This window comes from Nocardioides nematodiphilus, assembly GCF_020216525.1.
Taxonomy (GTDB): domain Bacteria; phylum Actinomycetota; class Actinomycetes; order Propionibacteriales; family Nocardioidaceae; genus Nocardioides; species Nocardioides nematodiphilus.
This window is the reverse complement of the sequence record NZ_JAIWOY010000005.1, coordinates 64,966-89,841: the sequence shown is the minus strand read 5'-3', so window position 1 is coordinate 89,841 and position 24,876 is coordinate 64,966. Positions and strand designations below refer to the sequence as shown.

The following is a 24,876-nucleotide window of genomic DNA, read 5'->3' as shown; positions in this document are numbered from 1 at the left end:
GTCAGTTCCATCCTGCCTGCGTACCGCCGACGCGGTCCGCCTCGATCTGTTCCTGGTAGCCGCTGGCGAGGTAGGCCCGCATCGGGTCGGCGGGCAGTCCTCGCTCCTCACGCCAGGCGGCGAGCAGCGGGCGGACGTCGGTGTAGAACGCGTCCATGAAGATCTCGTTGGCCGCGAGGACGTCGCCGTCCTCCTGGGCCGCGGTCAGGGCGTCACGGTCGAGCAGCAGTGCCCGGGCCGTCATCTCCTGCACGTTGAGGACCGACCGGATCTGGCCGGGGATCTTCTTCTCGATGTTGTGGCACTGGTCGAGCATGAAGGCCACGTCGCTGGCCGGATCGAACGCGCCGCCGCGGGCGCACTCGACCAGGATGCGGAAGAGCTGGAAGGGGTCGGCCGAGCCCACGATCAGGTCGTCGTCGGCGTAGAAGCGGCTGTTGAAGTCGAACGAGCCGAGCTTCCCGAGGCGGAGCAGCTGGGCCACGATGAACTCGATGTTGGTGCCCGGCGCGTGGTGGCCGGTGTCGAGGCAGACCATGGCCCTGTCGCCGAGCGCGGCGACCTGGACGTACGAGGTGCCCCAGTCCGGGACGTCGGTGTGGTAGAACGCCGGCTCGAAGAACTTGTACTCCAGCACCAGGCGCTGGTCGGCGCCGATACGGTCGTAGATCGTCTGCAGGCTCTCGGCCAGGCGGTCCTGACGACCGCGCATGTCGCCCTGGCCCGGGTAGTTGGTGCCCTCAGCGAGCCAGATCTTCAGGTCGCGCGAGCCGGTCGCGTCCATGACGTCCACGCACTCCAAGTGGTGGTCGATCGCCTTGCGGCGCACCTTCGCATCGGTGTGCGTCAGGGCGCCGAGCTTGTAGTCGTCGTCCTGGAACGTGTTGGAGTTGATCGTGCCGAGCGCGATGCCGAGGTCCTCGGCGTAGGCACGCAGGGCGGCGTAGTCGTCGACCTTGTCCCACGGGATGTGGAGCGCGACGCTCGGCGCCAGGCCGGTGAAGCGGTGCACGGTCGCCGCGTCGGCGATCTTCTCCTGCACCGTGCGCGGGGTGCCCGCACTGCCGAAGACCTTGAAGCGCGTCCCCGAGTTCCCGTACGCCCACGACGGGACCTCGATGGCCTGCGCCGCCAGGACGGGGGCGATCTTGTCGAACTGTGCTCGCTGGTTCATCTCACTTCGCTTCTGTCGTGTTCTGCGTCTGCTGTGCGGCGCCGAGCTGGTCCTCCAGGTGGAAGATCTCCTCGAGCTGCAGGAAGCCGACGTCCGGGGTGACGCCTTCGAGGTCCTCGAAGAGGTCCGCCATCTCTGCCTGCCATCGGTCGTTGACCTCGCGCCGGGCCATGCCGGCCCGGGCCTCCTCGAGTGAGGGCGTCTCGAGGTAGCCGATCAGCAGCCCGTCGGGCCGCAGGAAGAGCGAGTAGTTGTGCCAGCCGGTCTCGTGGAGGGCCTGGAGCATCTCCGGCCACACGGCGGCGTGGCGCCGCTCGTACTCCTCGATCCGGTCGGGCTTCACCTGGAGCTGGAAGCAGACCCGCTGCATGTCGCGTCCTTCTCTGTGCAGGGTCGGGGTGTGATCGGGTGCGCCCCGACCGGGGTTCGGGGCGCCTGCCGGGACCGGGTCGCGGCCCCGGCAGGCGTGGCTTCTGAGGAGGGCTGACTCAGAAGTTGAACTTGTCGATGTTGTCCTTGGTGAACACGGTCGGGTCGCCCAGCAGGACGACGCCGTCGGCGCCGACGGTGAAGTCGCCGAGCTTGCCCGCGGTGAACTTGTCGCCCTCGTCGCCCTTGATGTCACCGTCGACGAGCGCCTTCGCGGCGTAGGCGGCCAGGTAGCCCAGGTCGCTCGGGTTCCACAGAGCGAACGAGGTGACGGTGCCGTCCTTGACGTACTTGCGCATCTGGTTGGGCGTGCCGAGACCGGTGAGCGCGACCTTGCCCTTGGAGGACGAGGTGTCGAGGTAGCGGGCGGCGGCGGCGATGCCGACGGTGGTCGGCGAGATGATGCCCTTCAGGTTCGGGTGGTCCGAGAGCAGGGCGGCGGTCTTGTCGAACGAGGTCTGGTCGTCGTCGTTGCCGTAGACGGTGTCGACGAGCTTGATGTTCGGGTGGTCGGCCGCCAGGTCCTTCTTCATCAGCTCGATCCACGCGTTCTGGTTGGTCGCGTTGGCCGCGGCCGAGAGGATCGCGATCTCTCCGGAGTCGCCGATCTGCTGGGCGATCTGGTCGACCTCGGTCTTGGCGATGCCCTCCGGCGTGGCCTGGTTGATGTACAGGTCGCGGCAGTCGGCGCTGGTGTCGGAGTCGAAGGTGACGACCTTCGTGCCGGCCGACATGGCCTGCTTGATCGCAGAGCACGGCGCCTTCGGGTCGTCGGCCGAGATGACCAGGGCCTTGACCCCCTGCTGGGCCGCGGTGTTGATGAACGAGACCTGGCCGTCGGGGGTCGCGGTGTCCGGGCCGACCTCCTGGTAGACGCCCTTGAACTCGTCGACGGCCACCTTGCCGCCGTCCTTGTCCGAGGCGTCGAAGTACGGGTTGCCCAGGTTCTTCGGGATGAAGGTGATCGTGGTGCCCGAGCCGGAGCCGCCGTTGCTACCGCTGTCGGCGCTGTTACTGCTGCTGTTGTTGCTGCTGCCGCAAGCGGCCAGGCTCAGCGTGGCAACCAGTGCCACGGCCGTACCGGCGGTGAGCCGACGGGTGCTGAACTTCATTGTTCTACCTCTCTGGGTGGGATGTGGCGACCGCTTGCCGTCGCCGGAGGGTTCCGAGACCTGCCCGCCGGGCCCTCTGCTTCGAGAGCCAGGCGAGGATGCTGGTGGACATCACCGAGAGCACCAGGAGCGCTCCGATGACGATGTTGATGACGTTGACCGTCTCGTTCTGCAGTCGCATCGCGCTCTGGATCACGCCGATGAGCAGGACGCCGGCGATGACGCCGTGCAGTGCGCCGCGACCGCCGAAGATGGAGACGCCGCCCAGGAGCACCGCCGCGATGACCTTCAGCTCGTCGCCGGTCGCGTTGTCGCCGCGGGCGTTGCCGCTGCGCAGGGTGATGTAGATGCCGGCGAAGGCCGAGATCGCGGCCGTCAGGATGAACAGGATGAACTTCGTCCGGGCGACGTTGACGCCGCTGAAGTGCGCCGCCTCGTCGTTGAGCCCGATCTCGAAGACCCCGCGGCCGAACGTGGAGAAGTGCAGCAGCCAGACGAAGACCGCGATGAGGACGAGGATCGGGAGGACGATGACCGGGAAACGCGTCGAGCCGATGTGCTGTGTGGACAGGTCGGTCCACTTCAACGGGAAGTCCGTCTTGGCGGTGGTGCCGAGCAGGCCGACGGCCAGGCCGCGGTAGGCGGCCATGGTGCCGATCGTGACGGCCAGGGACGGCAGTCCCACGTAGGCGATCAGGAAGCCGTTGAGCGCGCCGGCGACCACGCCGACCAGGATCGCGATGAGCCCGGCGAGTGGGATCGACAGTCCGGCGTCCTGATGCAGGAGGCCGACGGTCACGCTGGACAGGCCCACCACACTGGCGACCGAGAGATCGATCTCGCCGGTGATGATGACCAGGGCCATCGGCAGCGCGATCAGCATGATCTCGGCGTTGTCGAGACTGAGGAAGTAGATCGTCAGCGGGCTCTTGAAGTTGGCCACGTTGGCGCTGGCCCAGCCGAAGACCAGCACCAGGAGCGCGATGATCGCGACCTCGCGGGTGAGCAGGGTCCGACGCCACCACGAGTGGCTGTACGCGCGATAGGTACGGGCCGCCGGTGGGGCGCCGGTGACGGTCGCGGAGGTCATGCGTTGTCCCTCGCTTCGATGAGCTTGCGGTCGCGACGGATGGAGAGCACCCGGTCGAGCACGATGGAGCCGATGATGAGGACGCCGACCACGAACTGCTGCCAGAAGTCCTGGACACCCAGCACCGGCAGTGCGCGGTTGATCGTCACGAGCAGGCAGGCGCCGATCGCGGCGCCCCAGACGGTGCCGCTGCCGCCGAAGATGGCCACGCCGCCGATCACCGCGGCCCCGACCGCCTGGAGCTCGAGGTTGAGTCCGGCGTTGGAGCTGACGGTGCCGTAGCGGGCCGCGGTCATCACGCCGGCCAGGCCCGCCATCGAGCCCGACAGGAGGAAGGCGCCCAGGATGCGGCGCGTGACCTTGAGGCCGTACAGCTCGGCCGCCTCGGGGTCGGAGCCGATGGCGTACAGCTCGCGTCCGCCACGGGCGGTGTAGAGGTAGTAGCCGACGAGTGCGAGCACGACCACCGCGACGATGAAGAGCACCGGGATGCTCAGGAACTGCTGGGTGCCGAGGTTGAGGAAGCTGTCGGGCATGTCGGAGGCGTTGACCCGGTTGCTGCCCGCCCACGACAGGAAGATCCCGCGGAAGATGTACATCGTGCCCAGCGTGATGACCAGCGCGGGGACCCGGCCCCACGCCACCAGCACGCCGTTCACCAGCCCCAGCACGGCCCCGAAGGCCAGCCCGATGAGGAAGACCAGGAAGACCGGTGTGCCGGGGTGGGCGATGAAGATCCGCCCGGTGAGGTACGCGGTCAGGCCGAGCACCGAGCCGACCGACAGGTCGACGTTGCGGGTGATGACCACTGCCGCCTGGCCGACGGCCAGGATGAGCAGGATCGACGGTGTCAGGAGCAGGTCTCGCCAGCCGTTGTCGCCGAAGAGGAAGTGGCTGTTCTTGATCGTGGTAGCCGCGATGACCAGCAGCAGCACGATGGCGACGGCGATCTCACGTGAGCGCAGTGCGCCGCCCAGCAGGCGGCGGGCCGGCGACACCTCGCTCGGGCTCAGGGTCAGGGTGCTCATGCGGAGACCTCCACCGTCGTCGCGGGCGGGATGTCGTTGGGGCGGGCCGCCCGGGTTGCTGCGTGCATGACCTTCTCGGGGGTGGCGTCCTCGCGGGCGATCTCGGCGGTGATCTCGCCCTCGCACACGACCAGGACGCGGTCGGCCATCCCGAGCACCTCGGGAAGCTCGGAGGAGATCATCAGGATCGCCATGCCCTGGCCGGCCAGGTCGGACAGTAGGCGGTGCACCTCGGACTTGGTGCCGACGTCGATGCCACGCGTGGGCTCGTCGATGATGAGCAGCTTCGGCTCGGTCGCCAGCCACTTGGCGATGACGACCTTCTGCTGGTTGCCGCCCGACATCGTCGCGGCGGCCATGTCGAGGGCGGAGGTCTTGACCTCCAGGCGAGCGGCCCACGGGCCGCTGGCCCGGTTCTCCGCGGCAGAGGTCAGCACCCCGCTCGTGGCCAGACCGTTGCGGATCACGGCGGCGACGTTGCGCGCCACCGAGGACTCCACCACGAGTCCCTGCTTGCGCCGGTCCTCGGGGATGAACGCCACGCCGGCCCGGATCGCGGCCCGGACGTCGCGCCGCGGGACCTCCTTGCCCAGCATCCGCACCGATCCGGAGTCGTAGGCGTCGACGCCGAAGATCGCACGGGCGATCTCGGATCGACCGGCACCGACCAGACCGGCCAGACCGACGATCTCGCCGGCGCGGACGGTGAGGCTCACGTCGTGGAAGATGCCCGTGGAGCTCAGGTTCTCGACCTCGAGCACCGGCTCGCCGATGGGGGCGGGAGTCTTCGGGAAGAGCTCGGCGACCTCGCGGCCGACCATCCGGGCGACGATCTGGTCGACCGACGTGTCCGCGATCGGGTCCGTGGAGATGTACTCCCCGTCGCGCATGACCGTGACCGTGTCGCACAGGTCGAAGACCTCGTCGAACCGGTGGGAGATGAAGACCAGTCCGCGGCCCTCGTCGCGCAGGCTGCGCGCCACGGCGAAGAGCCGCTCGACCTCGACGCCCGAGAGCGCGGCGGTCGGCTCATCCATGATCAGCAGGCTCGCGTCGAGCGAGATCGCCTTGGCGATCTCGATGATCTGCTGGTCGGCGATGGACAGACCACGAGCCGGGCGGCGCGGGTCGATCTGAACCCCGAGCCGGCGGAACAGGGACTCGGCCTCGGCATACATCGCGGCCCGGTCGATCCGACGGCCCCGACCGAGCGGCTGGCGCCCCATGAAGATGTTCTCGGTGACCGAGAGGTCCGGGAAGAGCGTCGGCTCCTGGTAGATCACCGCGATGCCGGCGGCCTTGGAGGCCGCGGTCGAGTGGAAGTCCACGTCATCGCCGAGGAAGCGGAAGTCGCCCGCATCCCGCCGATAGACACCAGCGACGATCTTGATCAGGGTCGACTTGCCCGCGCCGTTCTCGCCTACCAGCGCATGGATGGACCCGCGCCGGACGGTGAGACTGCTCGAGCGGAGCGCCACGACGGTCCCGAAGGACTTCGCGACTTCCCGCAGCTCGAGCACCACGGGGCCCGTTGCCGATTCCGGCATGCCCGCTCCTTTGAAACGTTTTAATCGAACGAGTTGGAGACTAGGTGACGCCAGTCACAGCCGTCAAGGGCCTACCCGGATTGCCCGCTCAATCCGTGATCAATCCGTGATCCAAGCGTTGACATACGACCTTTGAAAACGATTGAATCCTTTAAACAAGCGCACCAGAGGGGAACCGCGTGAGCACACAGGCGTCTGCGTCGATGAAGGACGTCGCCGCGGCCGCAGGCGTCTCCCTCGGCACCGTCTCGAACGTGCTGAACCGGCCCGATCGGGTGACCGCGTCGACGCGCGAGAAGGTCGAGCGGGCGATGGCCGACCTCGGGTTCATCCGCAACGAGTCGGCGCGCTCCCTGCGCTCGGGCCGCACGCGTGCGCTGGCCTACGTCATGCTCGACGCCGGCAACCCGTTCTTCACCGACGTCGCCCAGGGGATCGAGCACGCCGCCGAGTCGGCCGACCTCTCGCTCTTCCTGTGCAACAGCGACAGTCGCGAGGCGCGCGAGGCGACCCATCTCGGTCACCTCGAGCAGCAGCGGGTGCAGGGCATCCTCATCACGCCGGTCGATCCCGATACCCCGTTGCTCGACGCGATCGCCCAGCGTGGCACGCCCCTGGTCGTCGTCGACCGGATCCGCAAGGGCGACCAGTTCTGCTCCGTCGCGGTCGACGACGTGCTCGGCGGCCGCATCGCCGTGGAGCACCTCATCGACCGGGGCCACCGTCGCGTCGCCTTCGTCGGCGGGTCGCTGGGCGTCGGTCAGGTGGCCGATCGCTACGAGGGCGCCCGGCTGGCGTGGGCCGCCGCCGGCCTCCCGTCCGACGACCTCACCCTCGTCGCCGCAGACTCCCTCACCGTCGCCTCCGGGCGCTCAGCGGGCGAGCGCCTGGCCGGCATCCCGTCGAACCGGCGCCCGACGGCCGCCGTCTGTGCCAACGACCTGATCGCCCTCGGGCTCCTCCAGCAGGCCACCGCGACCGGTCTGCGCGTCCCGGACGACCTGGCGATCGTCGGCTACGACGACATCGAGTTCGCGGCCGCGGCCGCGGTGCCGCTGACCTCCGTACGGCAACCCCGTCAGGAGCTCGGCCGGGCCGCCGCCGATCTGGTCCTCGACGAGGCGACGAATCCCGAGCATCGCCACCAGCAGGTCGTCTTCACCCCCGAGCTCGTCGCCCGAGCCTCGACCCTCGGGACGCACCCGCGGGTCAGCCTCGCCGACTGAGGCTCTGCGTCAGGCGTCTCGCGCGGCCGCGGGTCCCGACCCGGAGGAGGCCACTCGCTGTCCCTGGAAGAAATCGGCCAGCAGCCCGGCACACTCGGCCTCGGCGACACCGGCGAGGACCTCGGGGCGGTGGTTGAGCCTGCGGTCACGGACGACGTCCCACAGGGAGCCCACCGCGCCGGCCTTCTCGTCGTACGCGCCGAAGACGAGGGTCTTGATCCGGGCCAGCACGATCGCGCCGGCGCACATCGTGCAGGGCTCGAGCGTGACCACGAGCGAGCATCCGTCGAGCCGCCACTCCCCGCGGGCCCGGGCCGCCTCGCGCAGGGCGACCACCTCGGCGTGGCCGGTCGGGTCGGCGTCGGCCTCGCGGACGTTGCGCCCGCGGCCGATCACCTCGCCCTCGGGCGAGAGGACGACGGCGCCGATCGGCACGTCGCCGGTCGCGAGTGCCGCTCGCGCCTCATCCAGGGCGGTCGCCATCGGCGCCGCCCATCGGTCCGTCGTCATCACGCGGAGGCGAGCCCGATCGTGTCGTCGAAGAGCTGGCCGAAGCCGAGCTTGCGAGCGATCTCGGAGACCATCTCGTCGGGATAGAGGTCGACGTCGTCGAGCAGGATGCCCATGTCCATCGCGCTCATCCCCATGTCGGCCAGGATGCCGAGGTCGCCGGCGGGCTCGGGCGCGTCCTCGTCCTCGGGCATGGGCAGGCCGAGGTGGTCGAGGGCGTCGCCGGCCAGTTCCCACTCGTCGGCGGCGGTGATGTCGGAGAGCAGGATGCTGGTGGCCGCGCCCGCGACCCGCACGACGACGAAGAAGTCCTCATCGATCGCGATCAGGCCGAGCGCACCCCCGTCGCCGGGGAAGCGGCGCAACGCGTGGACCAGCGTGTCGACGTCGACGAGGACGTCGTGCGCCAGCTCCTGCGCCGTCCACTCGCCGTCTTCGCGATAGACCGCAAGCGCGAAGTCGACACCATCCACCTGCTCGGGCATGTCATCCAGAGTGACAGAGCATGGGCGTGCGGCCAACCCCTATTGGGGACCCATGTCCAACCCCTTCCGCCGTCGCTTCCCGTAGGGTGCCGCCATGGCCCTGCAGACCCTTGTCGTCGACCACCCGCTCGTCGCTCACAAGCTCACCCATCTGCGCGACGAGCGCACCGATTCGCCGACCTTCCGCTCGCTCGCCGACGAGCTGGTCACGCTGCTGGCGTACGAGGCCACCCGCGAGGTCCGGGTCTGCCCGGTCACCATCACCACCCCGGTCGCCGAGACGCAGGGCGTCGAGCTGGCGAGCCCGCGTCCGCTGGTCGTGCCGATCCTGCGCGCCGGCCTCGGCATGCTCGAGGGCATGATGCGCCTGGTCCCGACCGCCGAGGTCGGCTTCCTGGGCATGGTGCGCAATGAGGAGACGCTCCAGGCGACCACGTACGCCGAGCGCCTGCCCGCGGACCTGTCCGGGCGCCAGTGCTACGTCGTCGACCCGATGCTCGCCACCGGCGGCACCCTGGCCGCGGCGATCGACTTCCTGGTCTCGCGCGGCGCCGACCACATCACCTGCGTGTGCCTGCTCGTCGCCCCCGAGGGCGTGGCCCGGCTCGAGGAGCTGACCGCGCACATCGACGTGCCGATCAAGGTCGTGACCGCCGCCATGGACGAGCGCCTCAACGAGCACGGCTACATCGTGCCCGGGCTCGGCGACGCCGGCGACCGGCTCTACGGCGTCGCGGGCTGACCCTACGCCTTCGGTGGCCTCGGCGTCCCGCCGCGAAACTGGGCCCATGTAACGCGGTGTTACAGCTTGTTCTGCGGTGCTGCAACACCGCGGAAGATGGTGTAACACCGCGTTACAAGCAGACAGTGGCCTCACGCGGCTCGGCGGCGAGCACCCACGATCCGGTACGGAGCCAGGTCGCTGATGTCCGTGCCGAACCGGCGACAGGTATCGCGGTACTCCCGATCCAGCCGCGCACGGGCCCGCTCCCGCGCCGTGCCCCAGTAGTCGGACCACACGATCCGCGACGTGCCGAGCTTGAAGCCGGTGATGAAGTCCTGCCGACGCTTCTCATCCCACAGCACCTCCTCCGGCGGCTTCGTCGCGACTCCGCCGGCGGTCGGCGGCCGGTACTTGATCGCGCCATCGGGCTCGAAGACGTGGCGGTCGAGACGCAGGTCGCACCACACCTCACGACTCCCGTCCGTCAGGCCGAACTGCGTCTCCGGCCTCCCCCGGCCGAGCTCGATCACCAGCATCCGGGCCATCGTCTCGTGCACCGACTCCGCACCGGCGTCGGCGAGCTCGAGCTCGGCACGCGCCGTACGGATCCGGGGCCAACACGGCATGGTCTCGAGAACGGCCTCGAGCTGGGCGAGTGACACGCCCATCCGCAGAGCGGAGTCGAAGGCCACCACGCCGTAGGGGTGGCCGTGTACCCGCGCGATGTCCGCCGCCGTACGCGCGATCCCGAGGCACCGCACCCCGTCCACCTCGACGACGTCGCCGGGCGCGTACGGCGCGACGTGGTGCTTGACCCCGAACTCGTGGCGCGAACCGTGGACGGTCGACCGAGTGACATGCGTGAGGCACGGGGACGGCAGGAGGAGGCCCATGCCGAGGACCAGTCCGGCCGACTCATGGCTGCGCACGTGGTCGCGGCCGATGCGCAGACACGCGGCGTCATCGAGCAGCCGCTGTTTGGCACCCCGCTCGACGGCGTCGGCGACGGTGGACTGGAGGGCATAGACACCGCGCCGTACGGAGACCCAGTGCCCGGTTCGCACGGCGCGGTCGATCTCCACCTCGGTCATCCCTGCGGCGAGCGCCTGATCGCGCCTGACCAGGCCGCGCTGGGCATGAAGATGACCGAGGACGATGGCGTTCATGTCACGGACGATCCCGGCGCGCGATAGATCGGGCAACGGTGCCGGGCGCGCCTGTGGATGGAGCGAGCCCGCGAGGGGGTTGTGGATCGAATCCGGCCGCCTTCGGACCCTTGTAACGCGGTGTTACAGGTTGTTCTGCGGTGCTGCAGCACCGCAGAACCTGGTGTAACACCGCGTTACAGCCCAGCCAGCGGCAGGTCGGCGAGCACGTCGTAGCGAGGCCTGCCGCGCGGCCCCTCGCCGAGGTGTGACTCGACCAGGGAGATCGACGCGGCCGTCCAGGACGGGCCGCGGTAGGTGTCGAGCAGCCGCACCCACGCGCTCACCTCCGCCGGCACCCCGAGCCGTGCCACCGTGACGTGGGGGCGGAACCGGGCGCCGCCGACCTCGATGCCGCTCTTCGCCGCCGCGGCACGGGCACCGGTGGCGAGCCGGCCGAGCTCGACAGCGCCCTCGCCGGTGGCGCAGTCCAGACCGGCCCAGATCACCTTCGCCCGGCCGACGTTCGGGAAGGCCCCGCCGCCGGCGATGGCCAGCTCGAAGGCGGCGCGGCGGGCTGCGCCGCGCGCCAGCCGCTCGAGCAGCTCGTCGAGCCGCCACTCCTGGACGTCACCGAGGAAGGCGAGGGTCAGGTGCAGCTGCTCCGGGAGGGCCCACCGGAAGGGGGCCGCCGAGCGGCGTACCTCCAAGAAGGCATCGAGGTCCTCCTCCGCCGCGGGCGGCGGGATCAGGGCGACGAACAGCCGCATCAGCCGATCTGGGTGCCGAGCAGGCGACCGATCAGGAGCGTGACCACCATGGCGAAGACGCCGCCGCCGACGTTGCGCAGCACGGCGGGCATCGGACGGGCGCTGCTGAAGCGCGCCGAGGAGTAGCCAGTGATCGCCAGTGCGATCGCCACGACCAGCGCGGTGACGTAGTAGCGAGCCGGGGTCGGCAGCAGGATCGTCAGCATCGGCAGCACGCCGCCGACGGTGAAGGCGATCATCGAGGCAAAGGCGGCGTTCCACGGGTTCGTGACGTCGTCGAGGTCCAGACCGAACTCGAACTCGGCGTGGGCGCGGAGCACGTCCTTCTTCGAGAGCTCCTCGGCGGCGCTGCGCGCGACGTCGTACGAGAGGCCCTTGCCCTGGAGGATCTCGGTCAGGTGGTCGAGCTCCTCGTCGGGCATGGCCGCGAGGTCCTGCTTCTCGGCCTCGATGATGGCCAGCTCGGCGTCGCGCTGGGTGGACACCGAGACGTACTCGCCCGCCCCCATTGACAGGGCGCCGGCGACGAGCGCGGCGATGCCGGCGATGAGGATGTTCGTGCGGTCGGTCGTCGCGCCGGCGACACCCATGACCAGGCCGGCGACCGAGACGATGCCGTCGTTGGCGCCCAGGACACCCGCGCGCAACCAGTTGAGTCGGTTGCTCAGCCCCTCGACGTCACCGTGGGCGTGCTCGTGGATATCGGTCACCTCAGACATACGGCCCATCGTCCCGCTTCGGGACGATGGGCCGCAAACCAGGCAAGCCTGTGCTGAGTCGCGATCAGAGGCCCAGATCCCGGCCGATGATCTCCTTCATGATCTCGTTGGACCCGGCCCAGATCTTGGTGACGCGGGCGTCGCGCCAGGCGCGGGCCACGCGGTACTCGTTCATGAAGCCGTAGCCACCGTGCAGCTGGACGCAGTGGTCGAGCACCTCGGACTGCGTCTGCGAGGACCAGTACTTCGCCTTGGACGCCTCGACGGCGGACAGGTCGCCGGTGGCGTGGGCCGCGACGCACTTGTCGACGTAGGCCTCGGCGACCTCGATCTTGGTGAAGAGCTCGGCGAGCAGGAACTTGTTGTGCTGGAAGTTCCCGATCGACTGGCCGAACGCCTGGCGGTCCTTCGCGTACTGCAGCGTCTCGGCGAGGATCTGCTTGGCGTGCGCGACGTTGGCCACCGAGCAGGAGAGCCGCTCCTGGGCGAGCTTCTGCATCATGTGGATGAAGCCCATGTTGAGCTGGCCGATGATCTCGGCGTCGGTGACGCGGACGTTCTCGAAGAACATCTCCGCGGTGTCCGACTCCTCCATGCCCACCTTGTCGAGCTTGCGGCCGCGGCTGAAGCCCTCCTTGGTGGTCTCCACCGCGAAGAGGGTGATGCCCTTGGCGCCCTTCTCCGGGTCCGTACGCGCCGCGACGATGACCAGGTCGCAGGAGTAGCCGTTGGTGATGAAGGTCTTCGAGCCGTTGATGACCCACTCGTCGCCGTCGCGCACGGCGGTCGTCTTGAGCGCGGCGAGGTCGGAGCCACCGCCCGGCTCCGTCATGCCGATCGCGAGCAGGATCTCGCCGGAGGCGACGCCGGGCAGCCAGCGCTCCTTCTGCTCCGGGGTGCCGAGCTCGTTGATGTAGGGCGCCGTGATATCGACGTGGATGCCCACGCAGGTCGGGTAGGCGGCTCCGACCTTGGCCAGCTCCTCGTTGAGGACGGCGTTGAAGCGGAAGTCGCCCGCCCCGCCGTACTCCTCGTCGAGCGCGAGCCCGAGGAAGCCGTTCTCGCCGGCCTTCAGCCAGAACTCACGCGGCAGCGCCTTGGCCTCGATGTACTCATCGGTGTGCGGAAGGACGTCCCGCTCGATCCAGGTGCGGACCGCGGAGCGGAAGTCGTCGTGGTCCTCGGTGTAGATCTCACGCTTCATGGCGCACATCGTACGCCGTAAGTTACTGGCGCGTACGGGGGCCCGGGCAGGCTTTGGTCACACTCCGGGGCGGCGCGTGGTGTGCGCGACGTACAGGTCGCACCTGGCGCGCTTGGCGACCTCCTTGGCCACGCTGCCCAGGATCCGGGAGGCACCCTGCACGTTCTTGTTGCCGACCACGATCAGCTCGGCGTCGAACTGGTCGGCGGCCAGGAGCAGCGCGGCGGCGGGCCGCCCACTCGTGGCGTGCGCGCTGACGTTGAGACGCGGGTAGAAGGCGCGGATCCGGGCGATCGCGCCGTCGGCCGCGCGGGTGGCGCCGGACAGGGCGGACGCGTCGCGCGCGCTGGACCCGAAGGCCCACTCGCCGTACTCCTCCTCGCGCTCCTCGCCGCGGCCGTAGGCGCAGATCACGCGAAGCTCCGAGCCGAGCGCGGACGCCAGCCGCGCGGCCGCGAGTGCGGCCTGGGCCGACGGCTCGGAGCCGTCGACGCCGACGATGATGACGCCCATCGTGCTTCCCCCATAGGAACGAACTGTCTCCCCAAGGTAAGTCGTGGGAGCGCGACCACCGAATCGCTTAACCGCTGTCCAGAGAATGGCGGACCCGGTCGTCAGGTCGGCGGCACGGCGGCCGATGGATGGTCACCGGCACGGATGCCGGAGGCGGACGCACAGGGAGGTGCACCGTGGCTGTCGGCGACCACATCTACGTCCCGCGAGGGCTGTACACCCATCACGGCATCGATGCCGGGGACGGCACCGCGATCCACTTCGCGGGCGAGCCCGGCCGGCGGATGCACGACGCCCTGGTGGTGCGCGCTCGCCGCTCGAGCTGTTCCTGCGTGGCGGCACCCTGCACGTACGGCGCCATCCGTCGGCCTCCGTCGCGGAGCCCGAGATCGTGCTGGCGCGTGCCGAGTCGCACCTCGGCGAGGGCGGGTACCGCCTCTTCCGCAACAACTGCGAGCACTTCGCCACCTGGTGCGTCACCGGCCGCCACACCTCGACGCAGGTGCGCATCGACGTCGCCTCGACCGCTCTCGCCGCCGCTGGACTGCTGGTCGGCACCACGCTGTGGGCGCGCCAGCGCGCCTGAGCCCACCCCCGTTGCGGGAACCGGAGCGTGTTAGCGCTAACATTGTCTCGTGACCCCGATCACAAAGCGCTCCTACCGCCTCGCCGACGGCCGCGAGCTGCACTACTTCGACGACGCTGGCTCGACGCTCCCGCCCGAGCGCGCTCCGGACCTGCGCGAGCTCGAGCCGCGCCCGCCGGCCGCCGACATGCGCCTCGACGTGCTGACCGGCGACTGGGTCTCGGTCGCCACCGCGCGCCAGACCCGCGTGGTGATGCCGGCCCTCGACCCGCTGGCGCCGCAGGAGCCGGGCAACCCGAGCGAGGTGCCGTCCGACTACGACGTCGTCGTCTTCGAGAACCGCTCCCCCAGCTTCGCCGCCGTGCCGGGCGCGGACGTCGTCGACAGTCGCACGATCGGCCTGGGTGCGACCGCGCCGGCGGTCGGGCGCTGCGAGGTGGTCTGCTTCAGCCCCGAGCGCGAGGGGTCGTTCGGCAGCCTCACCCGCTCCCGTGCCCGTACGGTGATCGAGGCGTGGGCCGATCGGACCGCGGCCCTGTCCGCTCTGCCGGGCGTCGCGCAGGTTTTCCCGTTCGAGAACCGCGGCGCCGAGATCGGCGTGACCCTCCAGCACCCGCACGGGCAGATCTACGCCTACCCGTACGTCACCCCCAGGACGCAGCGGCTGGTCGAGACGATCGAGCGCTACGACGGCGACCTGGCCGCGGACGTGCTCGCCTTCGAGCAGGCCGGCCCGCGGGTGGTGCTCGCCGGTGAGCACTGGACCGCGTACGTCCCGTTCGCGGCGCGCTGGCCGATCGAGGTGCACCTGATGCCGCACCGGCACGTGCCGGACTTCGCCGCGACGTCGACCGAGCAGCGCGACGAGCTGTCGCACCTCTACCTGCGGCTGCTGCGCGGGGTGGACGCGCTCTACGACACCCCGACCCCGTACATCGCCGCCTGGCACCAGGCGCCCGTCGGCAGCCACCGCGACCAGGTCCGCCTGACCCTGCAGCTCACGTCTCCCCGACGCGGCGAGGACAAGCTGAAGTATCTCGCCGGGAGCGAGGCCGCCATGGGAGCGTGGGTCGCGGACATCGCGCCGGAGAGCCAGGCGGTACGACTGCGTGCGGCGATCGCACGCGCTGACGAGGAGAGCCCCGCATGAGCATCGAGCGTGTCCTGGAGGGCTTCGCCACCGCCTTCGGCCGGCCGGCCGACGGCGTCTGGTCGGCGCCCGGGCGGGTCAACCTGATCGGCGAGCACACCGACTACAACGAGGGCTTCGTCCTGCCCTTCGCGATCGACCACCGCACCTGGGTCGCGGTCGGGCTGCGCCCGGACCGGACGATCCGGGTGGCGTCGGCCTCGGTCGACGAGGTCGGCACCTCGACGCTCGACGAGGTCGGCCCCGGCGCGGTCGCCGGCTGGTCGGCCTACCCCTTCGGCACGGTCTGGGGCCTGGGCCAGGTGATGAGCGCAGGCGGCGCCTCCCTGGACGCCGCGCGCGGCTTCGACGCGTACTTCGTCTCCGACGTACCGACCGGCGCGGGCCTCTCGTCCTCGGCGGCGCTGGAGTGCTCGCTGGCGGTCGCGCTCAACGACGAGTGGGCGCTCGCGCTGAGCGGCCCGGACCTCGTCCGGGCGACGCACCTGGCCGAGAACGACGTGGTCGGCGCCCCGACCGGGATCCTGGACCAGTCCGCCTCGCTGCTCTCCGAGGAGGACGCGGCGCTCTTCCTCGACTGCCGCACCGGTGAGAGCCGGACGGTCTCCCTCGGGCTGGTCGAGGCCGGCCTCACGATCCTGGTGATCGACACCCGAGTCACGCACGCGCACGCCGACGGCGGCTACGCCTCGCGCCGCGCCGGGTGCGAGCGGGCCGCGGCGGCGCTGGGCGTAAAGGCGCTGCGCGACGTCGCCGTCGCCGACCTCGAGGCCGCGCGCGGGCGGATGGACGAGGAGGCGTATCTCCGGATGCGGCACATCGTCACCGAGAACCAGCGCGTCCTCGACACGGTCGCGGTGCTCGATGCGACCGGCGCCGCGGGCATCGGCGATCTCATGGTCGCCTCGCACGTCTCGCAGCGCGACGACTTCGAGGTCAGCGTCCCCGAGCTCGACGTCGCGGTCGACACCTCCGTCGCCGCGGGAGCCCTGGGCGCCCGCCTCACCGGCGGCGGCTTCGGCGGCTCCGCGATCGCGTTGGTGCCCGACGACCTGGTCGGCGAGGTCACCGCCCAGGTGACCGCGGCCTTCGCCGAGCATGGCTTCAAGGAGCCGAAGATCTTCGCGGTCACCCCGAGCGCCGGCGCGCGGAGGGATCGCTAGAACGCACCAACGCCGGGTCGGTGACACCCCACACGCGTCACCGGCCCAGCGTTGCAGTCATTCCTACCGAACGGCGACGGCGGGCGTAACCACGGAAAAGGGGGGTGACCCTCGCATCGGGCGGCCGCCTGCCACGGCCGGGTCGCGGGGGCGACAGCATCCACCGCGCGAGCCGGATCAGAGCTCGTAGACCAGCGCGAGGTCCGGGGTCACCGCCGTCGCGATCGGCTCACGGCCGCTCGGCAGGATCCGTCCGGTGAAGCGTCCCTCGGCCGTGGCGAGCGCCTCGGCCATCCAGTGCCGCAGGCCGTCGAGGATCACCTCCGGGAGCTCCCGGTCGGGCCCGTCATCGAGGAGGACCACATCGACGCCGCGCAACCGGGCCTCGCGGGCGGCTGCCACCAGCGGCGGGGCGGCGAGCCGGCCGCCGCGGAAGTCGTCGCGCAGGTGCCCCTCGAGGGCTCGGCACTCCCGCGCCAGCTCCGGCGGGATCTCGGTGGCGGAGGCGAGGGTGGTCAGGGTCGGAGCGACCAGCCGGGTGACGGCGCGGACGTTCGCGGCGAGCGTCTCCTGACGGGCACGCTCGGCCGCGCGGTGGTCGAGGTCGACGAGCTCCTCCGCGCCGAGGCGCGCCGTCCGGGCCTGCAGCACCCGCCACGCGGAGACGCAGACCAGCGTCCACACCACCGCGAGCACCGGGGTGATGAACGTGGCGTTGTTGGGCAGCACCGTGGCACCGCGGGCGAGCAGCCCCATGGTGCCCAGTCCGACCCCACCCGCCACGGCGAGCACCGCCGACGCCGGGCGCGCCCGGATCGCGAGGACGCTGGCGAGGATGCCCATCCCGATCAGGTACCAGCCGGCCGCCTCGCCGTTGTGCGGGGCCGGCGCCCACCCGAGGGAGCCCACCAGCCAGCAACAGCCGACAGCGACCGCCGTGCGGACGGGGGTAGGTCGGCCGAGGTGTCGCCAGTCCAGGACGAGCATGCCGCCGGCGATGCCCAGATAGGCGACCGCGACGACGTCGGGACGGGCGCCGTTGGCGAGGGCGAGCACGCCGAGGACGGCCTGGCCGAGGAGGAAGAAGGCGATGCCGATCCGGATGTCGCGCAGCATCCGCCCGCCGACGCCGGCCACCGGCTGGGCGCGCGGCGTCCGGTCGGGGGACGCGAGCCAGGCGAGCGTCACCACGGTGCCCCGCCCCCGCTGCGACACGACGCGAGCGCTTGCCCCCGGCAGCGCGTTGACCCGGCCGAGGATGCTCACCGCGATGCCCATCCGCTGGTGGGACACCGACGGCGGGTGGAAGCCCGGACCGTTGTCGATCACCTGGATGCGAAGGCCGTCCGCCGTGGTCGCGACCTTGAGGTCGACCTGGGCGCTCGGCGCGTGCTTGGCGGTGTTCGCCAACGCCTGCGCGACGGCGTCGATCAACGCGGAGGCGACGTACGCCGGCAGGGCCGGGGCGCCCTCCAGGTCGCGATGGACGAACACGGCGGGCGCGGTCGTGCGGATGGTCCGGTCGAGCTGCTCCAGGAAGACCGCCTCCGTGACCGTACGGTCGGGGCTCTCCGGCGACTGCGCCCGTCCGATCAGATCCAGCGCGCGGGTCGCCTGGGGGCCGGCCGCCTCGGGGAGCCGTTGGCTGCCGAGCAGCAGCGCGGTGAAGACCTCGTCGTGGACCAGCGCCTCCATCTGCTCACGGGCGGCACGGCCGGCGGAGGCCGCCGCGGACGCGGCCACCGCTTCGGCGGCGCGTCGCGCCGCCTCGTCGTGGCGCCGAGCCGCTGCGATGAACTCGGCGAACGTCGCGGTCATGAGGCCGAAGAAGATCAGGTGGGCGTCATCGATGAAGCCGGGGATCGTGAGCCCCCGGTCGAGGGCACGCAGCGCCTCGATGCCGCAGAGGACGGTCACGGTGGTGACCGCTGCGCCGAGGACACCCGAGCCGGTGGCGGCGAAGGCCGCCGCGACCGCGATCGACTGGACCAGCAGCCACGGCGGCTCGATGGCCGGCCAGACGCCGAGCGCCGTGCCGATGACGATCGCGAGGATGCTGAAGACGAACCACAGCGCCGCGACGACGTTGAAGTGCCGCAGCAGCGCGCTGCTGCGTGAGGGCACCACCAGCAGGCCGAGGAGCCCGAGCGCCCACGGCGCGACGACGAGCACCGCGATCGTCGCGGGCGCGGCCGCGAGTGCGGCCCGCTCGACGGAAGCGGCATAGACGAGGCAGATCCCGGCGCTGAGCGCCTGGATCGCGGTCAGGGCCCGCAGGACACGCAGCACCGAGCCACCGACGGAGGAGGCGTCCGGCATCCTCAGCGCTGCTGCTGCGGGATCGGGAGGAAGCCGTCCTCGACGCCGCGCTGGTAGAGCTCGACCTTGGTGTTGGCCGGGCGGCTGAGCTGGCCGTACGCGTGCCGGATGCGGCGGATGTGGTCGTCCACGGTGTGCTCGCTGATGAAGAGCTGCCTCGCGACGGCCTTCGCGCCCAGGCCGGAGGCGTACAGCGCCAGCACCTCGCGCTCGCGCGCGGTCAGGGTGGCCGCCTCGAGGTCGGGGTCGGAGTCGAGGGCGGCCGCCCACTCGGTGGTCGCGGTCGGCTCACCCGCCGCCGCCCTCACGATCGCGGCGACGATCTCCTCGGCCGGGGCCGACTTGCGCAGGATGCCCTGGACCGGCGCGTGCGAGACCTGCCGGATCAGGTACGGGTTCTCCCCCGAGGTCAGCACCAGCACCTGGGCGCCCCAGGCGTGCAGCCGCTCGGCGTTGTCGGCCGGGTCGGTGCCGTCGCGCAGGTTGAGGTCGAGGACGACCAGGTCCACCGGCCCGGGCTCGCGGTCGAGGAGCTCGGCGACCGAGCGAGCGTGTGCGACGAACCGCAGGTCGTCGCGCCCGGCGATCATGCCAGCGACCGCGAGCGCGACCACCTCGTGATCGTCGACGACTGCTACTCCCGGGCGCACGTCCTGAGGCTAACGGCGTCGGCGCGCGTTGGACATGGGGCCGGGACCGGCCCAGACCGATCGGTCCATTCTCAGTCCCTCGCCGCCGCGAGGGTGAGCGCGATGTCGATGATCATGTCCTCCTGGCCACCGACCAGACGACGCTTGCCGCACTCCATCAAGATGTCGCGCACGTCGACGCCGTAGCGAGCGGCGGCGTTCTCGGCGTGCCGCAGGAAGGACGAGTAGACGCCGGCGTAGCCGAGGGTCAGCGTCTCGCGGTCGACGCGGACCGGGCGATCCTGGAGCGGGCGGACGATGTCGTCGGCGGCGTCCTGCAGCTTGAACAGGTCGCAGCCGTGCTTGAAGTCGACCAGGTCGGCGACCGCGATGAAGGCCTCGATCGGACAGTTGCCCGCACCGGCGCCGTGGCCTGCGAGCGAGGCGTCGACGCGGTAGACGCCGTTCTCGACCGCGACGACGGAGTTGGCGACCGAGAGCGACAGGTTCTCATGGGCGTGGATGCCGATCTCGGTCTCGTCCTTCAGGACCGAGCGGTACGCCTGGACGCGGGCGGCGACGTCGTTCATCGTGAGCCGGCCGCCGGAGTCCGTGACGTAGACACAGTGCGCGCCGTAGGACTCCATCAGCCTGGCCTGCTGGGCGAGCAGCTCGGGCTCGGCCATGTGCGACAGCATCAGAAAGCCGGAGACGTCCATGCCCATCTCGCGGGCGGCCTGGATGTGCTGGGCCGAGACGTCGGCCTCGGTGCAGTGGGTCGCGACCCGGACGCTGCGCACGCCGATGTCGTAGGCTCGCTTGAGCTCGTGGATGGTGCCCACGCCGGGCAGGAGCAGCGTGGTGAGTCGGGCCTTGGTCATGACCGAGGCGGCCGCCTCGATCCACTCCCAGTCGGTGTTGGAGCCCGGGCCGTAGTTGACCGAGCCACCGGCGAGGCCGTCGCCGTGGGCGACCTCGATGGCGTCGACGCCGGCGTCCTCGAGCGCGACGACGATGCGCTTCACGTCATGGGGGCTGATCCGGTGACGGACGGCGTGCATGCCGTCACGCAGCGTGACGTCCTGGACGAAGATCGGGGTGCTCATCAGTTCATGCCCTTCGTGCGCGGGTTGCCGTTGGCGGCGATCTTCTCGGCCATCTGCACGGCGGCCGAGGTCATGATGTCGAGGTTGCCGGCGTACGCGGGCAGGTACATGCCCGCGCCCTCGACCTTGAGGAAGACCGAGACCTGGTGGGTGGGTCGAAGGGCCTCGCCCGAGGCGCTCGTGGCGAGCAGGGTCTCGACGGGCTGGCCGGCTGGGATCTCGGCGATCTGGACGTCCTGGACCATCTGGTAGCCGGGCACGTACGCGGAGACGTCGCCGACCATCTTCGTGATCGAGTCGACGATCTGCTGCTTGACCGTGTCCTGGTCGCTCTGGGGGAGGGACACCAGCGCGAAGACGGTGTCGCGCATCATCAGCGGCGGCTCGGCCGGGTTGAGGATGATGATCGCCTTGCCACGCGCGGCGCCGCCTACCTTGACGATCGCCTCCGAGGTGGTCTCGGTGAACTCGTCGATGTTGGCGCGGGTGCCGGGGCCGGCGGACTTCGAGGCGATGGAGGCGACGATCTCGCCGTACGCGACCGGGACGACACGGCTGATCGCGGCGATGATCGGGATGGTGGCCTGGCCACCGCACGTCACCATGTTCACATTGGGAGCGTCGAGGTGCTCCTCGAGGTTGACCGCGGGGATGGTGTACGGGCCGATCGCGGCCGGGGTGAGGTCGACCATCCGGATGCCGAGCGGTCGCAGCCTGGCGTCGTTGTGGGCGTGCGCGCCGGCCGAGGTGGCGTCGAAGACGATGCCGATCTCGTCGATCTGGGGCGACCTCAGCAGGCCGTCGACGCCGTCGGAGGTGGTCTCGAAGCCGAAGCGGTCGGCGCGGGCGAGCCCGTCGGAGGCGGGGTCGATGCCGACCATGACGCCCATCTCGAGGTGCTGCGCGTTGCGCATGATCTTGATCATCAGGTCGGTGCCGATGTTGCCCGAGCCGATGATCGCGACTTTGGTCGTGGCGTTCATCTGGTGGTGCTCCTTACGCGGAGAAGGTGACGGAGACCGAGCCGAGCCCGGTGACGGTGGAGGTGACCGTGTCGCCGGGGGCGACCGGCCGCATCGGGCCCATCGCGCCCGACAGGACGACCTGGCCGGCGCGCAGCGGGTCGCCGAGCTCGCGAGCCTGGCGGGCGAGCCACACGACGGCGTTGACCGGGTCGCCGAGGCTGGCCGCGCCGGTGCCGGTCGAGACCTCCTCGCCGTTGATCGCCATCGACATGCTCACGTTCTTGGGCTCGAACTCGTCGAGCGTGCGGCGCTCGGTGCCCAGCACGTACGCACCGGCCGAGGCGTTGTCGGCGACGGTGTCGCCGAAGCTGATGTCCCACCCGGCGATCCGGCTGCCGCAGATCTCGAGGGCCGCGACGCCGTAGTCGATCGCGGCGCGGACCTGCGCGTCGTCGAGGTCGCCGTCGGCGAGGTCCTCCTTGAGCACGAAGGCGATCTCGGCCTCGGCCCGCGGCTGGAGGACCGCGGCGTACGGGATGGTCCCGCCGTCGGGGTGGGCCATGTCGTCGAAGAGGATGCCGAAGTCGGGCTGGTCGACGCCCATCTGCTGCTGCACGGCCGCCGAGGTGAGGCCGATCTTGCGGCCCACCACGACGGCGCCGGCAGCGAGGCGGGCCTCGGCGAGGCGCGTCTGGACGGCGTACGCGGCGGTGATGTCGTCGGCGCCGATCAGGTCACGCACCGGCGTGGTGGGCTCCCCGGCCTCGTCGGCGGCCTGGAGTCGCGCCGCTGCCTCGGCGATGCGGTCGACGGAAGTTTCGGTCATGCGTGCACTCTTCACGGAACGAGGGCGGTTTCCCAGCAGCCCGTTCCATTCACCGGTACGCGGCGCGGGAGACCCGGATGACTCAGGGACGGGCGTGGGTATGGGCGATGTAGACGTCGCACGACGCGTGGCGGGCGATCTCAGCCGCGATCGATCCGAGGATCCGCGCGCCACGGCCTGTGCGGCGACCGTACGGGCGGACTCGACGCTCGAGAACACCAGATCCCGGTCGTCCTCGATCCGCTCGACCTCGACCTTGCCGTACGCACACAGCACGCGCAGCTCGGAGCCCAGCGCGGACGCCAGCCGGGCCGCGGTCAGGGCGGCCTCGGCCGCCGGCTCGCTTCCGTCCACGCCGACAACGATGCCGCCCATGGTCCAGCTCCCGTAGGTGAGGTCGATCAGAGATTCCCCGGAGGCTAGCCACCACCCGATCCGGCGAGGCACGCTTTTCCACTGCGTGGCAGAAGCGCGCCACGGCCCCGTCCGCCGCGTCATGCTGCAAGCGCGAACCCGTCCCTTTCTCGATCGGAGAATCCATGACCGCGACCGTCCGCAGCCTGGGTTACGTCGTCTTCGGCGCCAATGACCTCGAGGAGTGGCGCACCTTCGCCCCGAGGGTGCTCGGCATGGAGCTGGTGGAGCACACAGCCACCTCGCTGCGCTTCCGGATGGATGAGTTCGGCTACCGCTTCCAGGTCGAGGAGGGCGGCCCCGAGGGCGTCCACACCCTCGGATGGGGCGTGCAGAACGGCGCGGCTCTCGACGAGGTCGTCGCGCGCGTCGAGGCGGCCGGCTACCCGGTTACTCGCCACGGCCTCGGGTCGGAGCACGCGAAGGCGCGCGGGGTGAAGGACGTCGCCTCGTTCTGCGACCCCGACGGCATCACGATCGAGCTGTTCCACACCTTCGAGGAGGCGTTGACGCCGTTCGTCTCGCCTACCGGCACCACGTTCGTCGCCAACCGTGCCCTCGGTCTGGGCCACGTCTTCCAGATGGTGGGCGACGTGGAGAAGTACCACGCGCTCTACCGCGACGTGCTCGGCTTCATGCTCTCCGACTACATCGGGCCGGCGACCTTCTACCACTGCAACCAGCGCCACCACTCGATGGCCTTCATCCCCACCCCGCCGGCCCGTCCGCACCTGCAGGGCGTCGGCCACATCATGATGGAGACCACCGACATCGACGCCGTCGGTCGCGCCATCGACGCGATGAACGCGCACGGCGCCGAGGAGAAGGCGACGCTGGGCAAGCACACCAACGACAAGATGATCTCGTTCTACGTGGAGACCCCCTCCAAGACGCAGATCGAGTACGGCACCGGTGGCGTCCTTATCGAGGACGACGCGACCTGGGTGCCCACGTCGTACCCCTCCGCGCACTATTGGGGCCACGAGCGCGAGCTGTGAGATCGAGCGGTCTAACCTCACCGCCGTGAGCGATCTCCATCCCGCAGCCCTGCGCGCGGTCGCCCGTACCCGCGGCGAGGGCCTCCACCTGTGGGGTCGGATGCTCGGACTCGCGTCGGTCCCGGACGACGTGCCGCGGGCCGACGACGAGTACCTGTTGCAGGCGGCGGGCGCCGACATCACCTCGCTCGCCACCCTCACCGATGTCGGAGCGGGTTACACGATCCGCGGCCATCTCGGCGACCAGGTCCGGCTGGCGACGACCTCGCTGAGTCTCCAGCCGATCGGTCCGGCGGCGGCTGCGGCGAGCGGCCCGGTCACCTGTCGCAGTCGGCTGATCTGGCTGGCCCCGGACCTGAGCCGGGCGCTGGTTCGCGGATACGTCACCGATCCGGGCGGCGCGCCGATCGCCACCGCGACCGTCTGGATGGTGGTGCTCTCGAGCGAGCCCGCCGCGAGCCTCGTACCGATGCCCTGGGAGGGCCCGGGCGCCGGGCCCGCCCTGACGGAGTCCGATCTCACCCCGGACGAGTGGACGTTCGCCGTCTCCGCCTCCGCCGCCATCGCCCGTTCGGCGGCCTCGCGGCGCCCGGTGCCCGAGGAGCTGCTCGACGTGACCTGGACGCTCGGGAGCGACACCCGGCTCATCGGCACCGTGCCGCACGGACCGCACCTGGGCAACCGGGTCGGCAACGTGCAGGGCGGCGCGCTCTTCGGCCTCGCCGCGACCGCGGCCACGCGTCTGGTCGGCGGACAACAGCTCGCCGACGGCTCGGTGCAGTACCTGCGTCCGGGGACCGGCGGCGATCTGCAGGTCACCGCGACCATGGTCCGGCGTGGACGTACGGTCTCCGCCGTCGACGCCACGGTGACCTGTGACCGTCGTGAGCTGATCGGCGCCCGCTTCTCGTTGATGGCCTGATCCGCTTCTCTCACCACGTGATTCCACGGGTGTCGGCGCCCCGCCGCGGTTCCTACCGTCGGTGTCATCCCTAGCGTCGGCCGGCCCCTCGGCCGGGCGCCGAGCCGGAGTACGAGGAGAAG

General features: G+C 70.6%; 24 protein-coding genes and 2 pseudogenes. 8 read left to right on the top strand and 18 right to left on the bottom strand.

The features are described 5' to 3' along the window. Position 1: 1 nt before the first annotated feature. The 6 genes from rhaI to KSO98_RS10335 form a co-directional block, all read right to left on the bottom strand. Positions 2-1,174, bottom strand: coding sequence for an L-rhamnose isomerase (gene rhaI, locus KSO98_RS10360; RefSeq protein WP_225285438.1), 1,173 nt, complete (start codon positions 1,172-1,174; stop codon positions 2-4). Between the two features lies 1 nt (position 1,175). After that, positions 1,176-1,544, bottom strand: a complete 369-nt coding sequence (locus KSO98_RS10355) for an L-rhamnose mutarotase (RefSeq protein ID WP_225285437.1) — start codon at positions 1,542-1,544, stop codon at positions 1,176-1,178. Positions 1,545-1,662: 118 nt separating this feature from the next. After that, positions 1,663-2,715: a rhamnose ABC transporter substrate-binding protein gene (gene rhaS / locus KSO98_RS10350; protein ID WP_225285436.1), complete on the bottom strand. Its 1,053-nt coding sequence runs from the start codon at positions 2,713-2,715 to the stop codon at positions 1,663-1,665. A 4-nt stretch (positions 2,716-2,719) separates the two neighbouring features. Continuing rightward, the gene (locus tag KSO98_RS10345; protein WP_225285435.1) at positions 2,720-3,805 is read right to left on the bottom strand and encodes an ABC transporter permease; all 1,086 of its coding nucleotides are present in this window, start codon (positions 3,803-3,805) and stop codon (positions 2,720-2,722) included. Continuing rightward, entirely contained in the window at positions 3,802-4,833 is a 1,032-nt protein-coding gene (locus tag KSO98_RS10340) for an ABC transporter permease (RefSeq protein ID WP_225285433.1), read from the bottom strand. Before KSO98_RS10340 ends, KSO98_RS10345 begins: the two co-directional genes overlap by 4 nt. Continuing rightward, the gene (locus tag KSO98_RS10335; RefSeq protein ID WP_225285432.1) at positions 4,830-6,380 is read right to left on the bottom strand and encodes a sugar ABC transporter ATP-binding protein; all 1,551 of its coding nucleotides are present in this window, start codon (positions 6,378-6,380) and stop codon (positions 4,830-4,832) included. The genes KSO98_RS10340 and KSO98_RS10335 overlap by 4 nt, the downstream gene beginning before the upstream one ends. Positions 6,381-6,559: 179 nt before the next feature. Between KSO98_RS10335 and KSO98_RS10330 the strand changes: the two genes are divergently transcribed. Continuing rightward, a complete protein-coding gene (locus tag KSO98_RS10330; RefSeq protein WP_225285431.1) occupies positions 6,560-7,606 on the top strand; it encodes a LacI family DNA-binding transcriptional regulator in 1,047 nt (348 codons plus the stop codon). 9 nt (positions 7,607-7,615) lie between these two features. Here KSO98_RS10330 and KSO98_RS10325 read toward each other — a convergent pair whose 3' ends face one another. Further along, on the bottom strand, positions 7,616-8,089 hold the full coding sequence (locus tag KSO98_RS10325; RefSeq protein ID WP_225285675.1) for a nucleoside deaminase: 474 nt from the start codon (positions 8,087-8,089) through the stop codon (positions 7,616-7,618). A gap of 26 nt (positions 8,090-8,115) precedes the next feature. Next, on the bottom strand, positions 8,116-8,601 hold the full coding sequence (locus KSO98_RS10320; protein WP_225285429.1) for a tRNA adenosine deaminase-associated protein: 486 nt from the start codon (positions 8,599-8,601) through the stop codon (positions 8,116-8,118). A gap of 94 nt (positions 8,602-8,695) precedes the next feature. Here KSO98_RS10320 and upp point away from each other — a divergent pair, with 94 nt between their 5' ends. Further along, complete coding sequence (gene upp, locus KSO98_RS10315) at positions 8,696-9,343, top strand: uracil phosphoribosyltransferase (RefSeq protein ID WP_372457777.1); 648 nt, start codon at positions 8,696-8,698, stop codon at positions 9,341-9,343. Between the two features lie 131 nt (positions 9,344-9,474). Here the strand turns inward: upp and KSO98_RS10310 are convergent, their stop codons facing one another. The 5 genes from KSO98_RS10310 to KSO98_RS10290 all read right to left on the bottom strand — a co-directional run bounded on the left by KSO98_RS10310 (position 9,475) and on the right by KSO98_RS10290 (position 13,676). Further along, positions 9,475-10,491 carry a type IV toxin-antitoxin system AbiEi family antitoxin domain-containing protein gene (locus KSO98_RS10310; protein WP_225285427.1) on the bottom strand — a complete coding sequence of 339 codons (1,017 nt, stop codon included), beginning with the start codon at positions 10,489-10,491 and terminating at the stop codon, positions 9,475-9,477. A 176-nt stretch (positions 10,492-10,667) separates the two neighbouring features. Continuing rightward, positions 10,668-11,240, bottom strand: coding sequence for an RNA 2',3'-cyclic phosphodiesterase (gene thpR, locus KSO98_RS10305; RefSeq protein ID WP_225285424.1), 573 nt, complete (start codon positions 11,238-11,240; stop codon positions 10,668-10,670). Next, positions 11,240-11,959: a VIT1/CCC1 transporter family protein gene (locus tag KSO98_RS10300; protein ID WP_225285419.1), complete on the bottom strand. Its 720-nt coding sequence runs from the start codon at positions 11,957-11,959 to the stop codon at positions 11,240-11,242. Before KSO98_RS10300 ends, thpR begins: the two co-directional genes overlap by 1 nt. A 64-nt stretch (positions 11,960-12,023) precedes the next feature. Beyond that, positions 12,024-13,163, bottom strand: coding sequence for an acyl-CoA dehydrogenase family protein (locus KSO98_RS10295; RefSeq protein WP_225285418.1), 1,140 nt, complete (start codon positions 13,161-13,163; stop codon positions 12,024-12,026). Between the two features lie 57 nt (positions 13,164-13,220). Next, a complete protein-coding gene (locus KSO98_RS10290; protein WP_225285416.1) occupies positions 13,221-13,676 on the bottom strand; it encodes a universal stress protein in 456 nt (151 codons plus the stop codon). Between the two features lie 128 nt (positions 13,677-13,804). Between KSO98_RS10290 and KSO98_RS19055 the strand changes: the two are divergent. From KSO98_RS19055 to galK, 4 genes and pseudogenes are all read left to right on the top strand, one after another. Continuing rightward, positions 13,805-13,960, top strand: a pseudogene (locus KSO98_RS19055) (lecithin retinol acyltransferase family protein); the annotation flags it as partial. Positions 13,961-13,995: 35 nt separating this feature from the next. Further along, a pseudogene (locus tag KSO98_RS19050) lies at positions 13,996-14,262 on the top strand (lecithin retinol acyltransferase family protein); the annotation flags it as partial. A gap of 49 nt (positions 14,263-14,311) precedes the next feature. Then, on the top strand, positions 14,312-15,412 hold the full coding sequence (gene galT, locus KSO98_RS10280; RefSeq protein ID WP_225285415.1) for a galactose-1-phosphate uridylyltransferase: 1,101 nt from the start codon (positions 14,312-14,314) through the stop codon (positions 15,410-15,412). Beyond that, entirely contained in the window at positions 15,409-16,575 is a 1,167-nt protein-coding gene (gene galK, locus KSO98_RS10275; RefSeq protein WP_225285414.1) for a galactokinase, read from the top strand. Before galT ends, galK begins: the two co-directional genes overlap by 4 nt. Before the next feature lie 177 nt (positions 16,576-16,752). On the opposite strand, the gene KSO98_RS10270 is transcribed toward galK, so the two are convergent. The 5 genes from KSO98_RS10270 to KSO98_RS10250 form a co-directional block, all read right to left on the bottom strand. Further along, positions 16,753-18,894, bottom strand: coding sequence for a sensor histidine kinase (locus tag KSO98_RS10270; protein ID WP_225285412.1), 2,142 nt, complete (start codon positions 18,892-18,894; stop codon positions 16,753-16,755). Between the two features lie 2 nt (positions 18,895-18,896). Next, a complete protein-coding gene (locus tag KSO98_RS18895) occupies positions 18,897-19,544 on the bottom strand; it encodes a response regulator transcription factor (RefSeq protein ID WP_225285410.1) in 648 nt (215 codons plus the stop codon). A gap of 71 nt (positions 19,545-19,615) precedes the next feature. Beyond that, positions 19,616-20,629 carry a 4-hydroxy-2-oxovalerate aldolase gene (dmpG, locus tag KSO98_RS10260; RefSeq protein ID WP_225285409.1) on the bottom strand — a complete coding sequence of 338 codons (1,014 nt, stop codon included), beginning with the start codon at positions 20,627-20,629 and terminating at the stop codon, positions 19,616-19,618. Further along, positions 20,629-21,612, bottom strand: coding sequence for an acetaldehyde dehydrogenase (acetylating) (locus tag KSO98_RS10255; protein ID WP_225285407.1), 984 nt, complete (start codon positions 21,610-21,612; stop codon positions 20,629-20,631). Before KSO98_RS10255 ends, dmpG begins: the two co-directional genes overlap by 1 nt. A gap of 13 nt (positions 21,613-21,625) precedes the next feature. After that, a complete protein-coding gene (locus KSO98_RS10250; protein ID WP_225285406.1) occupies positions 21,626-22,420 on the bottom strand; it encodes a 2-keto-4-pentenoate hydratase in 795 nt (264 codons plus the stop codon). A 539-nt stretch (positions 22,421-22,959) separates the two neighbouring features. On the opposite strand from KSO98_RS10250, the gene KSO98_RS10245 reads away from it, so the two are divergent. Next, entirely contained in the window at positions 22,960-23,832 is an 873-nt protein-coding gene (locus KSO98_RS10245) for a VOC family protein (RefSeq protein ID WP_225285402.1), read from the top strand. A 25-nt stretch (positions 23,833-23,857) separates the two neighbouring features. Continuing rightward, the gene (locus tag KSO98_RS18890; RefSeq protein ID WP_225285401.1) at positions 23,858-24,754 is read left to right on the top strand and encodes an acyl-CoA thioesterase domain-containing protein; all 897 of its coding nucleotides are present in this window, start codon (positions 23,858-23,860) and stop codon (positions 24,752-24,754) included. Positions 24,755-24,876 lie beyond the last annotated feature (122 nt).

Excerpts from the sequence above, each read along its gene's own strand:
- KSO98_RS10320 (WP_225285429.1), bottom strand. The coding sequence starts at position 8,601 with ATGCCCGAGCAGGTGGATGGTGTCGACTTCGCGCTTGCGGTCTATCGC.
- KSO98_RS10340 (WP_225285433.1), bottom strand. The coding sequence starts at position 4,833 with ATGAGCACCCTGACCCTGAGCCCGAGCGAGGTGTCGCCGGCCCGCCGC.
- KSO98_RS10290 (WP_225285416.1), bottom strand. The coding sequence starts at position 13,676 with ATGGGCGTCATCATCGTCGGCGTCGACGGCTCCGAGCCGTCGGCCCAG.
- dmpG (WP_225285409.1), bottom strand. The coding sequence starts at position 20,629 with ATGAGCACCCCGATCTTCGTCCAGGACGTCACGCTGCGTGACGGCATG.
- KSO98_RS10295 (WP_225285418.1), bottom strand. The coding sequence starts at position 13,163 with ATGAAGCGTGAGATCTACACCGAGGACCACGACGACTTCCGCTCCGCG.
- KSO98_RS10245 (WP_225285402.1), top strand. The coding sequence starts at position 22,960 with ATGACCGCGACCGTCCGCAGCCTGGGTTACGTCGTCTTCGGCGCCAAT.
- KSO98_RS10355 (WP_225285437.1), bottom strand. The coding sequence starts at position 1,544 with ATGCAGCGGGTCTGCTTCCAGCTCCAGGTGAAGCCCGACCGGATCGAG.
- KSO98_RS10300 (WP_225285419.1), bottom strand. The coding sequence starts at position 11,959 with ATGTCTGAGGTGACCGATATCCACGAGCACGCCCACGGTGACGTCGAG.
- rhaS (WP_225285436.1), bottom strand. The coding sequence starts at position 2,715 with ATGAAGTTCAGCACCCGTCGGCTCACCGCCGGTACGGCCGTGGCACTG.
- KSO98_RS10255 (WP_225285407.1), bottom strand. The coding sequence starts at position 21,612 with ATGAACGCCACGACCAAAGTCGCGATCATCGGCTCGGGCAACATCGGC.
- thpR (WP_225285424.1), bottom strand. The coding sequence starts at position 11,240 with ATGCGGCTGTTCGTCGCCCTGATCCCGCCGCCCGCGGCGGAGGAGGAC.
- KSO98_RS10325 (WP_225285675.1), bottom strand. The coding sequence starts at position 8,089 with ATGGCGACCGCCCTGGATGAGGCGCGAGCGGCACTCGCGACCGGCGAC.
- KSO98_RS10345 (WP_225285435.1), bottom strand. The coding sequence starts at position 3,805 with ATGACCTCCGCGACCGTCACCGGCGCCCCACCGGCGGCCCGTACCTAT.
- KSO98_RS10335 (WP_225285432.1), bottom strand. The coding sequence starts at position 6,380 with ATGCCGGAATCGGCAACGGGCCCCGTGGTGCTCGAGCTGCGGGAAGTC.
- rhaI (WP_225285438.1), bottom strand. The coding sequence starts at position 1,174 with ATGAACCAGCGAGCACAGTTCGACAAGATCGCCCCCGTCCTGGCGGCG.
- upp (WP_372457777.1), top strand. The coding sequence starts at position 8,696 with ATGGCCCTGCAGACCCTTGTCGTCGACCACCCGCTCGTCGCTCACAAG.
- KSO98_RS10310 (WP_225285427.1), bottom strand. The coding sequence starts at position 10,491 with ATGAACGCCATCGTCCTCGGTCATCTTCATGCCCAGCGCGGCCTGGTC.
- galK (WP_225285414.1), top strand. The coding sequence starts at position 15,409 with ATGAGCATCGAGCGTGTCCTGGAGGGCTTCGCCACCGCCTTCGGCCGG.
- KSO98_RS10250 (WP_225285406.1), bottom strand. The coding sequence starts at position 22,420 with ATGACCGAAACTTCCGTCGACCGCATCGCCGAGGCAGCGGCGCGACTC.
- KSO98_RS10270 (WP_225285412.1), bottom strand. The coding sequence starts at position 18,894 with ATGCCGGACGCCTCCTCCGTCGGTGGCTCGGTGCTGCGTGTCCTGCGG.